Consider the following 14,209-nt stretch of genomic DNA (forward strand, 5'->3'; position numbering starts at 1 on the left):
CGCAGAAAAAGTTCTGCCGTCTTCGAGGATGCGCAGGCTGTGGTGGTGGCGCGACCGCGCGATCGGAATAGCGGTTGTCTGGCTGGGCCTCATGCTTCTTGTCGCAATCTTTGCTGATCGCCTCGCCCCTTATGACTATGCAGCCCTCGACCTTCATCATCGCCTTGCTGCACCTCTTGGCCTCGGCGGAACCATCGCGCATCCCTTCGGTTCGGATGAGCTCGGCCGGGACGTGCTGTCGCGCCTGGCTATATCGATCCGCATGAGCCTACTTATTGCCTTCGGGGCGACGTTGATCGGCGCCGTCCTTGGCATCACGCTTGGCATTTTGGCCGCTCACTTCCGCGGCTGGGTAGAGCAGGTCATCCTCGGTTGTGTTGATTTCCAGGCAAGCATGCCGTTTCTCGTTTTGGCACTCGCGGTGCTTGCCTTCTTCGGCAACTCTCTGCTCCTCTTCGTGGGGCTCATTGGTCTGCACGGATGGGAACGCTACGCCCGCGTCACCCGCGCGCTCGCGATGAGTTCCAACGAGCAAGCCTATGTGATCGCCGTACGCCAGCTTGGCGCAAGGCCATGGCGCGTCTACCTGCGTCACATCATGCCGAACATCGCGTCGACCTTGATCGTCACCATGACGCTCGCGTTTCCGGACATCATTCTGCTCGAGAGCGGTCTTAGCTTTCTTGGACTTGGAGTGCAGCCGCCGCTTACGTCGCTTGGCAATATGGTCGGCTACGGTCGTGACTATCTGACCCGTGCTCCCTGGATCCTTGTGTTCCCTTCGCTCGTCATCTCGCTCACGACTTTGTCAATTTCGCTCGTCGGCGATTGGCTGCGCGACCGGATCGACAAGACATTATCGTGAGGCCTCCAGAACCCTGCTGTCGATCGGTCAGCTCCGCGACATCCTGCCTCTCGACTAGCTGCACCGATCCCGCGGCCGCCGCATTCGAATAAAGAAGGGCGCTTCGTTGCCCGGAGCCAGCATCCGCAGGGAGGCCCGAGCGGCTGGGTTTGATGGACCAGCGGGGCATGTGAGCTATTGCTGGTCGAGACATCAAGCTGTGTGCCAGCGTCCGCGAGCGTGGCGATATCATCAATCGGCTGCATGAGCTAATCATGCGGTGACGTACACGCGCACCATCATCTTGGGCGTGAAGGCGAAACTTCAGAACAGGTCATCGTCTGCTGTCTTGCTACATGCGGGCTTGATGATGAGCTCAAGGATAATATCTGCAGCTGGCGCTGAGGCGCTCCGCGCGAGCATCACCTTTGGATTCCTGATCGTGAATCCGAGTCAATGGCGGAGCTTCTCTCTCTGGTCGCGAAACGAGAAAGAGGACACGGAACGCGCTGGCCGCGGGATCGGGAAGTTGACCCGAGCCAGGACACTAGGCTTGTGGCGCGACTTACGATCGGTGCTCGTGGGCGTGAATTCATATCGGGTCTCGCGGGTGCATGTTTGACTGAGTCTACGCCGGAGTTTGGACCTGGCTACTCAACGACCAAAAGGTCGCGTTTGCCGAGCTGGCCGAGTACCTGCCTGCCTCAAGCTCATTACTGGCCGGAAGTCGGCTTGCAGAAAGAGTCGAGCTTTACGGACTTTCCGCCTGTTTTTGGTGAGCCGATTTCCGGTGACCGCCACCTACGACGCTCACTCTGAGTCACCTGATCGACGATCGACTCTGCTTCAAGGTCGTTCCTTTGGCATTCAGCGCGACCGGCAGCAATAGAGCTCCAGACCAACCCCATAGTGCGGCCGCAACCTTAGTTCTGACCAAGCCACCCCGGCTTGGAGCGCAAACGCGACAGAGGCGGCAGAGTTTAGCTGCAAATGCAGTGTGCCCACATTCTATCCGCTGAGGTGCTGCATCACGAACATGCAGCAGGAGGAGCCAGAAAACTCCGCCAAGCTCTCGACGGAGCTTCTTGGGTCACTTTGGCATCGACCCGCGATCGATGTTGCGCCGTTTTTTAGAGCCCGTCGCGTCTTACTTGGAATGCCATCATTAAATCAGAACGTCCCATCGCACGATTTGATGTCTGTCACCGAAGGTTTGCGTGACGACGATACAGCCTCGCCCGCACAAGTTCTGACCAAGAGGATCGGGCAATGACATTCTCAAGATTTAGCTATCCACATCAAACGATCAAACGGCTTGTACTGACCTCCGCGGCAAGCTTATTCGCGTTGGAAGCTGCACAAGCAGCCGATCTTCCCGCCAAGTCCAAAGCGATCGAGTACGTGAGGGTCTGCGCTATATATGGCGCCGGCTTCTACTACATTCCCGGCACGGACACGTGCATCAAGCTGGGTGGTTATCTGCGCGCGGACGTGGTGTTGAACAGCAACAGCGACTTTGACCCCGCAGCTAATGGTGTTGCGGGAGCTCGAAATCGCCTGAGCAATTCCTATACCTGGCGGTCGCGGGAGGGCTTGAGTATCGACACGCGCACTGCGACCGAGTACGGCGCGGTTCGCACCTTCTTCCAAGGCGTGTTCAGCTGGACCTCGGGTGGCTATATCGGTGCCGGTACAGGCGAGGGTGGAGGCGCAACCATCTATAACGCTGCTGTGTCCGGAGGACAGGGCAGTGGAGCGATCGCACAGGGATCGCTCGGCGTCTACTCCGCGTTTATCCAGTTCGCCGGCTTTACCGTGGGAAAGGCGGTCTCGCAGTTCTCCGCGCCTTGGACCAACTATCCGGCGAACGAATATGACGATCTACCCGGTGGCGGCGGCTGGGTCACCGGCGTGAACCAGTTGACCTATACTGCCGACTTCGGCCAAGGCATCACAGCTTCGCTTTCGGCCCAGGATCAAGTCGTTTATGGTACAACCAACATCTGGAACGTGAGCGGCGCCACGGCTGCCGGCCTCGCGACGGGGGCCTACGGCACCAACGACATCGGCGCTTCGCGCTCGCCTGACCTTATCGCGATGGCCCGCATCGATCAGGCCTGGGGCCTCGTTCAGGCGTCACTTGCTGCGCATGATAACCATGCGGCCTATTACGGTGTTGACGAAACCACCGGCCATCCAGGCGACAAATGGGGCTGGGCTGCTCAGTTGGCCTTATCACTCAAAAACATCCCGACCGGGATAGGTGACACAATCAACTTGTCCGCCGCGTATACGAATGGTGCGACCCGCTACAACTTTAACGACCTCATGGCGACCACCTACGCGATGTACGGCAGTACGGGCCTGGCTAGCGGTTACCAGAGCGTCGGCCTGGCCGGTTTGTCCGACTCTGTGTTCGTTGCGGGCGCCGGTCAGGAGTTGACCACGACCTACGGCTTCCGTGGTGGCTACACCCATAACTGGGATCCACAGTGGAATACGGCCGTTTATGGCGCGTGGGCCGCCGTTTGGCATGGAAGCACTGCCAAGGGCTATATCTGCGGTGCGTTCGTTGCGGGACTTACGCTTTCGAGCGGCATGGCTGGCTGTAATCCCGATTTCAATTACGGGGTTGTTGGCCTCGTCACGCGCTGGACCCCGATCAAGAATCTGACCTTTACGGCCGATCTCGCTTACACCATGCTCGACCAAAAATACGCGAGCGGAAGCACGGTAACATTACCGCTGCTTTCGGGTGTGGCCAAACCAGCTGCGACCTACGCGTTAAAGGACCAGAACACGCTGACACTGCTGCTCCGAGCTCAGCGCAACTGGTGAGTCTCTGCCAAACCCCAACGATAAGGAGAAAAGAAAAGGCTCTATGGATCCACGTTAACCTCTAAGGAGGCCTTCGGCATGCCCGCTGAGGGCCTCCTACATTATGGGCAGCTTTTGGTCAGAGGGGGCACGCCGGTCCTTTTGCGCAGATAAAGGCCTCAATCTGATCGGTGAGACACCGAACGCACTTGGGAGATCGAGTGCGCCAGTATATGGATTGCAGGCCCCACCTATTGAATGTTGATTGAAAACGGATCAGGGGGCGTACTGGAACGAAACTCAAGGACTTAATTGGAGCGGCAATCCACTGGGCCCGCGGCCCGAGTGGGGATCGCCCGATTGCTATGCTCTCTCCGGTGGGAAGGCCGAGATCAGGATCCTCAAGGCACAAATTGAGGACACTGAGGTGGATCGGCTCATTCCTGTCACCGCGTGCTGGCGCATGGCCCAGCGCCGCCCATTCTCTGGAGGTTCAGTCCTGACGAAGATCAATGTTCGAGACATTCGCGATCTCCTGGGCGAAGTCGACCGCAAGCGACCTGCGGGCCTGAAGACGCATGTTTCACCAGCCGGCCTTTTTCCTTACCGGGCTTGTCAGTTTGACGAAGTCGTCATCAACAATGCCGCTCTGCATCCCAATAATTGCGGCATCGAAGAAGTCATCATCGGGCCCGCGTTGGGGTGACAGCAAACGATCGCAATGGAAGCCCTGTTGACCACGCATCGTATGCGTTTGACGATCAAACGGTCGGAGATCCCTTATGTTGCGGACTGAGCGGCTTGAGCTTCCCGGTCCGGGCGGCTTTGATCTGCAGTCTCCTGTCTTGCCGCACATGAAGGCGTTCGATCTATGCGCGATAAGAAGCAAACTCACTTTGCGACCGATTTACAGATGAGTTTTCGATTTCGCCGTAGTTTTAAGACTATGCCGGGCGTCCACTTAAATCTAAGGGGCAGCGGAGCGTGCGTCTCGCTTGGCTCGCGCGGACTGCATTACACGTGCTCGCTTTATCGAGGAAGAGACGCCGCCCGACGACGCGACTGTCGTATACCAGACTTGGCGCTACGTGAAGGGACCGGCGCTTCAACAACAATCGAGCTACCGATCTGCCTCTATGGTGAGATCGATCTTCGCTCGTGCAACGAAGTGAACGAGCGGATCCAGTGCTCGCGCGTTGAAGCAGCCGAGAGATTTGTCGCGTTCCCTCGCTGCAATGTCTGTTTGAGAATGCGATCCCGATAGGCGCCTTGCACGGCGCTCCGATGCGGACGACAGCGCTGATCGTTCGTCGGACGGGAAACGCCCGCAGCGGCACCGGGGAATGTGCTGAAGCCGTGTCGATGCTTCCCGCGCAAGCCAGAAGCGACTTCAGAACACTAAAGAACCCGGCAGGTTCCTCAGGGCAAGTCGATCGGCTGATGCGCAGATTTTCGGCGCTCATCTTGCCCGAACGATCGTAACCGGCGTGACGAACGATCTGCCATCAGCTCATAGCTGACCCGGAGGCCTTCCGCGAGATTGGTGTAGCCGGCCTTCTCGACCGCGCTGATGTGAACGAAGACGTCAGCTCCTCCGTCTTCGGGCTGGATGAAGCCGTAACCCTTGGCCGCGTTGAACCACTTCACGGGTCCCCATTGCCATTGCATATCTCCAAACTGAACGTCCGCGATCTCATCGAAGGGGTGCCTGACCAATAAGGATGTCCACGCGATAGGTACATCTCACGATGAGCGCCCCTCACGCGTCCACAATCGTTTTCGCCGAGGACGTTTCCTGCGGGCGATTGGTCGTGGTGGAGCAGCCGGCAATGGCGGTCGCTCATCGCCAGCTGGCTCCTCGGCCTGTGCCTCGGGGTGGCTTTGTGTCACACATCGATCGAGCTTCTCGAGGGCGTCAAGCAAATTCCGTCCCTCCTCAGTGATGGTCCAGTATCCCACCTCTCGGTGGATCTTTCGATGCGCTTCATGCGCGGCGGCCACTCGGGCCCGCTTGTGTAAAAAGATGGCCAAGTGCTGCTTGACGAGCTCAAGACTGGCTCGGCCGTCCGATCGCCCGGCAAGTATCTTCAGTATGGACAGCTGAAAGCTCACATGCGCACGCAAAGATTCAATGAAAGCACAACAATACCGGCGCTACCCAAGGCCGGCTAGTTGCCCTTGCCAAATTCTTCTTCAGCGCCTTCTAGAGGTCATTTTGCCCTCTGGCGACGTCAATTCACTCCGCATCTAGCTATTGCGGGCCTGTCGCTTTGTCGCGTTGACGTTTACGGCGCGAAACGGCATGCCTTGATCATCCGGATGGGCAATACCGGATACGGCTGATGACGAAGACCAAAGGCATGTCCAAAGTCTGGACGTATACGCGTCGTACGATGCTGTTGGGCAGTAGCTTCTTGGCTAGCGCGTTGTTCGGGGGCGTTACGGTGCCTACACCCAATCGGCCGCAGCGCAAGGTTGCCATGGTGTTGAAGGCGGTCGACTCTCCCTTCGTCGTTGGGTGCACACAAGACGGCATTACCTCGTTGCGTTATCGTAACGATACGTATGACACGGATTATGTCCGGCCTGGAGCCGTGCTGGGGACAGCTCACGCTAGAGTTCGGCGTGCCGGATCCGAGTGGCATACGCTTCGAACCGGCGTTGATGCAACGAAGCCGATTCATAGCGCGGCCCTTGAACTTGCAGCCCGCGATGCCGGCGTCCTTCTCACGACCCGCCTCGCAGTCGACGAGGCTGGATTGACGTGGGAGATCATGCTGCGGAACGACGGCATGGCGAGCGTGGAGGTTGGCGACCTCTATTTGCCCATGCCGATGAACACGGAATTTCCGGCAGGGCAACCGGTGTCGGTGGCTGTTTTGAAGCACAGCTTCGTCTCGGGGCATGGATCGCACATCTTCTGGATTCGCGGCAACAGCACCGGTCCCTTCCTCATGCTCTTACCGGAAGCGGACACGTCACTGGAATATTGGGATGTCCACAAGGATTCGGCCGAAGCCAGTGGGACGTGGTGCGCCTACATCTTGGGCGGGGCGGCCGCCGGCGAGGCAGTGGCGGGAGGGACTCGCTGGCGACAGCCGACCCATTTCTTGTCCCTGTCGCCGGCCGAGGAACGGCGTTACCGTCTCCGCTTCCAGTGGGTTGCCGACTATGAGGCGGCGCGCAGGGCTATCGCGGACGCAGGTCTAGTGGACGTGGAAGTAATGCCGGGCATGACGGTTCCCAACGACCTGCATGTCGACATCGCGCTCGCGTCCTCCATTCCGGTGGAGCGGATCGAAGCGGAATTTACCGGCGACACGGTGGTGCAACGGTTGCCGGATCGGGCTGGCAGGCGACTGTGGCGGGTCCGGTTTTCGCGATTGGGCGAGAACCGGCTGACCCTGCACCAGCCGGGTGCGCGCCAGACCTTTCTTGAATTCTTCGCGACCGAGCCCGTCGAGACGATGATGAAGAAGCGCGCAGCCTTCATCGTGAAGCGGCAGCACCGTAACCCGTCCAAATGGTACGACGGTTTGTTTGGCGAGTGGAACATGGAGACGCAGGTCCTGCTTGGCCCTGACAATTACGACCAGATCAAGGGCTGGCGCATCTACGAGGTGACGTGCGACGATCCCGGGCTGAGCAAGCCCGCTTACCTCGCAACCAAGAATGCCGAGCATCCTGATGCGGCGGAAGTGGCGGCGCTGGACCGGTATATCGATACGTTCGTCTGGGGCGGGCTGCAACGTACCACACAGGAGGCATACGCCTACGGCCTCTACGGCATACCCGATTGGAAGCAGAACCGGGAAAGCAGCGATCCCGGCCCAAAGGGCCGCCTGCATATCTGGCGGCCTTATGACTATCCGCATATCTTCGCGATGTATTTGGCCATGCACCGCATCGCGCGTGACCATCCCGCGATACCCACCCGCCAGAGCGCACGAGATTATTTGGTACGCGCCTACGGTACGGCGCTGGCCATGTTCACGGTGCCGATGCGGGTGGTGATGTGGTCTGCCTACTGCACCGGCTTCTACAACGAATGTGTGATCCCCGAACTGGTTTCGGCGCTCACGACCGCGGGCTTGATGCGCGAGGCGGCGACGTTGGAGGCGCACTGGGCGCGTAAGGTGCGCGCCTTCGTCGATCCGAAGGCGGACCTGTTCAGATCGGAATATCCGTTCGATTCCACAGCCTTCGAATCAACGCAGGCACTGGCGCGCTCGGCCCTTGACGACCCTGTCGCCATGGGGGTTTCGAAGGCGGCAGCCCGTGCCTTCGCGGAGCGTCAGATCGCTGCAAATCTGTTCTGCCGTGGCTGGCTAGAACCTGCTTATTACTACCTCGGCAGCGATTATCGCGGGACTGCGGGCGACGCCTATACGCTGACTTACATGGCGCAGATGGGCGGCTGGGCGCTGCTTGATCATGCGCTGAACGATGCAGACGACCCGCATCCGCTCCTTCGTCTCGGCTATGCGTCACAACTCAGCGCGTGGGCTTTGCTGAACAGCGGCCCTGCGTCGGCCGGTTATGGCTATTGGTATCAGGACGAGGAGAACGGCGGCGCGGCCGGTGGCGGCTTCGAGCCGGCGCCGAGCGGGACCACATGGCTCGGTCAGCCGCATCACCGTGGAGCGTGGTATTACTCGTGCGAGATCGACCTGGGATTTTGTGGAGCGGTCCGCGCTGCTGCGACGATTGTTGCCGACGATCCCATCTTTGGGCAGGTTTGTTCCGGTGGCATCATGGAGACGTTCGCTCACACCCTGCGTATCTGGCCACGTGATGGCGTGCGGCGACGGCTCAACCTGCGGCTCCAGTCTCTCCGATTGGACTTGGTGCTGCTTGACGCCCGATTCCGGGGGGATGCACCGATCATTCTGAACTTGGGGGAAGGGTGGATCAGCCTTACGCCAGAGCCGTTTGCCCCATCTGCATCGGGAGTGACGTTCGAATTGCGGTACGATGACGGGAGAAAGCGCAAGGAAGTCGTCGACATCACGGACAGCAAGATCATCGTCCGCTTGCCTGCGGCGCGCTTACCGCGGGTTCAGGTTCGCTAGTGTTGCCGATTATCGGGTGCGATCGGCACTTATGGCCTGCTGTTCCACGCGGCTTCCGAGGCGATGACGATCATCGTTGCAAATCCCGAGCCTCTCGGCGCACGTATCCGCATCACCGCGCTGCTGCATACCTCGGGTTCGGCGATGACCCACCATCCGCACATCCACATGATCGTGCCGGGTGGCATCGGCGGCAAATTCAATAATCGTTGAAATATGCAAAAAGTGAATGCCGTGGCTGCCCTCTCCCGGGAGAATCGCCTCTCTAGTCGTCGACCTTGTCAACCCAGCTTTTTGTCTGAGCGGCTAGAGCTTTTCCGGGGCGCTTGGGCCGTGTGGCATGCCGGCAGAAGAAGGACCCGCCGCCTCGCAAGCCCCTTTGCCTGCCGTTCCGTGATCCGCTTGCCAAACTCGGTGACGCCCCACGATGGGAGGCAGCCTGCTGCGCAAACATGACGCCATTGCACGAGCCAGTGCCGGAACAGTTCATACAATTCAGGATTAGCGCGTTCGCTCGCGCTCATGAACCATCTGCGTATTCCAGGAATGGTGATCAGCGATCGAGGCGATCGCGATCACGGATTCCAGACGATGGTGATCACTTGTGGAGGCGAACACGACTGACGCGTTAATGTGTGCTGGAAATAGTCTTCCTGGTCAAGACGGGCGGAAGGGCTTGGAGATCTCTCCGGCGGTCCATGGGAGGGACCTGTGGGGCCGGTTCTGATTCAGTCGCGAGCAGGCGCGAGTGTACAGAGCTCGTGACGAATCATCGCGTCAGATCATAACCCCAGATCTTCATAACCGATGAAATCGCCACTCATCGTGTGGTCGCATCGCCGCCCTCAGGGGCTCGAGCGTGCAATGCCGATTGTCGTATTTGCGACATGCTGCCGATCCCGCGAGAGGCCGCTTGGATGAGCAAGCATCTGTAATCAAGCTGTCGCAGTTGGCATGGGCTTTGAAGGGTAGAATCTCATCATTGCTCAGGAGTGCAGATGGCTTACGGGATGATGGGCCTCAGTTCATGGCGTGGATCGGGTCCGAGTTCGGGTCCTCCAATCTTCGCATCAACGCAGTGGCTCGCGTATGAATTTGCCTCTGTGATCGACCTCGCTCGAGCCCGATGCGCGCCGTCACCGTTGCGCGATTGCGGCGATTGGCCAAGTCTGCGGCGGCATCTGCAGCCTCTCCTTGGTTATCGCATGCGAAAATCGAGACCGCGCTGGTCGAAGCCCAGCGTCCAAGCCGTGGTCCGTTTTCGCCTCTAAACGTGCGGCCGCAGGAGGCTGCCTGTGAGCCTGCATCGCGGGCTGACCGCGAATTCCGGTCAGGAACCGGCCCGTGAATGAGGCGGCACGTCGCTCGCCGATGCCAAGGGCGGCATGATTATGGACAAGATAGCCGAGACAAGGCCGGTATCTATCTCGCGAAAAGTGACTGGCCGCACGACCATGCATCGTTTCGTTGTCGAGCTCAGCGAAACCGCGAAACTGGCGTGGCCAATGGTGCTGACGCAGGTTGGGCAGATCGCAATGATAACGACTGATCTTGCCTTCATCGGGCGCCTCAGCACTGAGGCGCTCGCCGCGGCAGCGCTGGCAAGCCGTTTCTATCTCATCAGCATCACCTTCGGCGTGGGGCTACTAAGTGCCATCGCGCCTTTGGCAGCGCAGGCGTTTGGGGCGAATAATCGAGCGGCGGTACGGCGTGCGCTGCGCATGGGCTTATGGACGGCCCTGATCCTGTCGTTCCCGATCATTGCTGTGGCGCTGCGAGCAGAGCAAATATTGCTTGCGTTAGGCCAGGCCCCAGATGTGGCGCGGCTTGCCCAGCAATACCTGTTCGGATTAGCCTTCAGCGCGGCTCCGGCACTGGCGTTTTTGGCTATCCGCAGTTTCATGGGGGCGGTCAATCGGCCACAGCCTGTCTTCTGGATTACGCTGTCAGCCATCCCCCTCAATGCCTTGCTGGTATATATGCTGATCTATGGGAAGCTTGGGCTGCCCCGGCTGGAGCTGTTCGGGGCGGGGCTTGCGACCACGCTGGTGAACTGCGGGATGTTTTTGGCCGGTTTGTGGTTCGCTGCCCTGCGCCTACCGTTCCGTGATTACCATGTGCTTGCGCAACTCTGGCGTTTCGATTGGCGCGCAATGCGGCAGCTCATCGCAATTGGAACGCCGATCTCCATCGCGTCATTGATCGAGTCGGGACTATTTTGGGCCACGTCGCTGCTGGCCGGCTTGATCAGCACCAGTGCACTGGTCGCTCATCAGATCGTTGTTCAGATCGCCGCGATCCTGTTCATGATTTATGTCGGCGTTGCCACGGCCGCAGCCGTGCGCGTTGGCCATGCAGCCGGCCGCAACGACAGTGCAGGCGTCAAGCGGGCAAATCTGGCCGCGATGTTGATCGGTATTGTCATAGCTGCAATGCTAACCCTCGCGCTGATCGCCGCGCGTTTTGAGATCGTCGAGCTGTTCGTGGGCAGAGCGGCGCGCGATTCCGAAGCAACGATTGGTCTCGCTGCAAAGCTCCTCATCGTCGGCGCAACGCTCTTTGTCACTGACGCCGCCCAGTGCATTGCGGCAGGCGGCCTGCGCGGACTGAAGGACACGCGGGTGCCGCTTCTGTTTGCGGCCATTGCTTGGTGGCTGATCGGCTTTTCCCTCAGCTATTGGCTCGGCCTGAGGGTCGGTTTAGGCGCCATTGGTATATGGATTGGCTTGTCGATCGGAACCACCATCTATGCGGCGCTCCTCGTCCTGCGGTTCCGCCACTTGACAAGCCGCGTTCACTGATGCGCGCGCAGCATCACTGCTGCCAAACGGCGACGATACGCCAGCATGCTTGCCGGTGCCGATGCGACCGGGTCGAACGCAAGACTGGCTGAAAAATTGAACGTTGCGCTTCATGGCGCGACTGCAAAGATAGGTAAGAAGAAATAGCAACTAGCATCGTATTCTTCGATCATTTCATTTCAAAAAACGATAACCAAAGTGGTTAGCTCGTTTGAGAGCGAGTAGGAATCCTCAAAGTGTCCTTTGACGACTTGCAGGCTTTCAAACTTGTCACTCTTGGCAGAATGGCTCAACGGGTCCCTCCCTTCGAGAACAAAGCCCGCAAATCGTGCGGCCCAGCGGCGCGCACCGGGCGTCGATGCGATCACTGTTAGTCAGGCATATCAATTTTCAACACGCCGACCGGTGTGTGCAAGCTCCACAGCTGCGGAATTCCTCCCAACCACACGAGATGGATCGCAATCGCTGGATCAAGCCGCCACGCGAAAGGACCCACATCAACCGCGATTCCTGGCTCAATCGCGATGGCGACCAGATCAGGATCGGCTACGGCGGCGAGCAGGTTTGCTTGGACGCGGCATTTGCCAATCTTGCTTGCGACGCCAAGGCGACCCTAGGCTTGTTCGATGTCCTGCCTAACGTCCCGCCGCGGTTGGGCTGCCCTCAAGGCCTGTGATAAATTCCGAGGCTTTGCGCTGCGCCCGGAGACCTGCATCAGGCGACCATGCTCAGACCAAACTGCTGACACTGCAGCCACTGTCCAATCCAACTCGGCCCAGACTACGGCCGAGGAGAGCTGCTGGCGCTCGCGAGCCGCTCATCCCGGCTCGGGACCGGTCGACACGCCGGCCGGGCGTTGGTCAGCATAGCCGGGAGCTCCGTACCCGCATTGCGCTAGCGTGAGCGATCAGCGTCCGCTCCAAGTCGATGGCGCTGGTGCGTCAGCCAAGTCCTGGGCGCTCCCGATCCGCTACCTCCCAGCTAGACGAAAGCTTTACGATCATGTTCGAACGACCGCACCGGAATCGGGTTCTCATCGTGCTGTTCGACGGGCTTCGACCCGATCTCGTCAAGCCATCACTAACGCCGAATCTGGTCAGGCTTCAGCGCCGCGGTGCGGTGCTGGCCCGGCAGCGCACCGTCTATCCCAGCGAAACACGAATAGCGCTCACGAGCCTCGTGACGGGCGCGACGCCGGATCGCCACGGCATCGTTGGAAACTCATATCTTGACCAGCAGTCGCCGGTTCCGCGCTCCGTCGACACGAGTGACGCGCGCATGATCGAGGATCTTGATGCCGCGAGCGGCGGCCATCTACTAGGTGTGCCGTCACTTGGCGAGATCCTAGCGGCGAACGGCAGGACCTTCGTGGTCCTGGCTTCCAACTCGGCGGGGGCAACGCGCCTGCTGAACCATAAGGCTCGAAAGTTCGGCCAAGTGACGCTCTCCGGTCACTTCCCTTGCATCGCGACCTCGGCCGAGATGCTCAGAGAAGTGGAGACTCTGCTGGGGCCGACGCCGGCGCCCCCGCCCACGGGCACCCCAGATCTCGCCTCTCAAGCCTTTCTGACTTCAGCGTTTCTCGACGTAATCTGGCCTCGGCTTCGGCCCGACGTCGCAATCCTCTCCTTCGGCGAGCCCGATATCTCCTCGCACGATTGTGGGACCGGCGCGCCAAAGACGCTTGAAGCAATCAGCTTTGTCGATCGGCAGTTTGGCCGCGTGCTCGATTGGTGGGAGGCTGAGGGCTTGTCCCAAGGCGTGCACCTGATCGCCGCCTCCGATCATGGACACGTGACGGTACATGCGAGGGCCGATCTATTCGAGACGCTTGAGGCTGCGGGGATGCGCTGCGGCCCGACACCGGCCGCCGGGATCGATGCCATCGTCATACCTGGGCAGGTCGGAGCAATTTACCTCACCGAGCCATCGGAAACCGTTATCCGCCGCGCGGTCGGGGCGATGATCGAAAGGCCCTGGTGTGGACCGGTGTTCACCGGGGGTGGCGCGGTCGATGGCATTGCACCGGGCAGCTTTGCCCGCCATTTGGTGTTCGCCGACCATGCCCGATCGGCGGACATCCTGTTCTCGTTCCGGTCGGATGACAGACTCGATCCATTTGGCCTTAGCGGCCGCACTTGGAGTGCGGATGGGCCTGTCGGCTTCGGAGTGCACGGCGGGTTGCATGCCAAGGAGATGTCGTCGGTCGGCATTTTGGCGGGACCGCTGATCAAAGGCGACTTCGCCTCACAAGTGCCCTCGAGTATTTGCGATTTTGCGCCGACAGTGCTCGGTCTTCTGGGCCTCTCGCGGCCGGCAACGATGACCGGTCGTGCCCTCGCAGAGGTCTTTATCCATGATGGAGAGGACCTGCCTAGTACGATTGCGAAGATATACGAGACCAGCAGCGGCGCATACCGGCAGCACCTTCGTCGTGTGCAGGTCGGCGAGGCCGTCTATCTTGATTCTGCTGACGTCGTAGCTCGTCCCAGCAACCTGACATAAATGAGCGTCGATCCGCAAACCTCATCAAGGGGGTAGTCGCGTAGCGTATCTCGATCGGTGATCGATGGTGGAATTCGTCGAAAAATTCGATGGAGCGCGAAATTTATGCGCTGACCCCAGGGTCACTGCATCAAATCAAACCCACATGTTTGCTATCCTGTGCGAATAAA

Annotated in this window: 7 protein-coding genes and 2 pseudogenes; 8 read left to right on the forward strand and 1 reads right to left on the reverse strand. The window is 59.6% G+C overall.

The features are described 5' to 3' along the window. Window positions 1-28: 28 nt before the first annotated feature. From CWO91_RS11005 to CWO91_RS45405, 4 genes are all read left to right on the forward strand, one after another. The gene (locus CWO91_RS11005; RefSeq protein ID WP_130213504.1) at window positions 29-865 is read left to right on the forward strand and encodes an ABC transporter permease; all 837 of its coding nucleotides are present in this window, start codon (window positions 29-31) and stop codon (window positions 863-865) included. 1,248 nt (window positions 866-2,113) lie between these two features. After that, complete coding sequence (locus CWO91_RS11010) at window positions 2,114-3,682, forward strand: porin (RefSeq protein ID WP_130213482.1); 1,569 nt, start codon at window positions 2,114-2,116, stop codon at window positions 3,680-3,682. A 244-nt stretch (window positions 3,683-3,926) separates the two neighbouring features. Next, the gene (locus CWO91_RS11015; protein WP_130213483.1) at window positions 3,927-4,367 is read left to right on the forward strand and encodes a hypothetical protein; all 441 of its coding nucleotides are present in this window, start codon (window positions 3,927-3,929) and stop codon (window positions 4,365-4,367) included. 207 nt (window positions 4,368-4,574) lie between these two features. Next, entirely contained in the window at window positions 4,575-4,925 is a 351-nt protein-coding gene (locus tag CWO91_RS45405) for a DUF4236 domain-containing protein (RefSeq protein WP_433995554.1), read from the forward strand. 175 nt (window positions 4,926-5,100) lie between these two features. On the opposite strand, the pseudogene CWO91_RS43705 reads toward CWO91_RS45405, so the two are convergent. Further along, window positions 5,101-5,329, reverse strand: a pseudogene (locus tag CWO91_RS43705) (cold shock domain-containing protein); the annotation flags it as partial. Window positions 5,330-6,003: 674 nt separating this feature from the next. Between CWO91_RS43705 and CWO91_RS11035 the strand changes: the two are divergent. The 4 genes and pseudogenes from CWO91_RS11035 to CWO91_RS11050 all read left to right on the forward strand — a co-directional run bounded on the left by CWO91_RS11035 (window position 6,004) and on the right by CWO91_RS11050 (window position 14,039). Continuing rightward, on the forward strand, window positions 6,004-8,733 hold the full coding sequence (locus CWO91_RS11035; RefSeq protein ID WP_245471204.1) for a DUF5695 domain-containing protein: 2,730 nt from the start codon (window positions 6,004-6,006) through the stop codon (window positions 8,731-8,733). 84 nt (window positions 8,734-8,817) lie between these two features. Further along, window positions 8,818-8,919, forward strand: a pseudogene (locus tag CWO91_RS11040) (transposase); the annotation flags it as partial. Between the two features lie 1,199 nt (window positions 8,920-10,118). Further along, the gene (locus CWO91_RS11045) at window positions 10,119-11,534 is read left to right on the forward strand and encodes an MATE family efflux transporter (RefSeq protein ID WP_130213485.1); all 1,416 of its coding nucleotides are present in this window, start codon (window positions 10,119-10,121) and stop codon (window positions 11,532-11,534) included. 1,002 nt (window positions 11,535-12,536) lie between these two features. After that, the gene (locus tag CWO91_RS11050) at window positions 12,537-14,039 is read left to right on the forward strand and encodes an alkaline phosphatase family protein (protein WP_245471205.1); all 1,503 of its coding nucleotides are present in this window, start codon (window positions 12,537-12,539) and stop codon (window positions 14,037-14,039) included. The last annotated feature ends 170 nt before the right edge of the window (window positions 14,040-14,209 follow it).

The organism is Bradyrhizobium genosp. SA-3 (assembly GCF_004212635.1).
Lineage (GTDB): Bacteria > Pseudomonadota > Alphaproteobacteria > Rhizobiales > Xanthobacteraceae > Bradyrhizobium.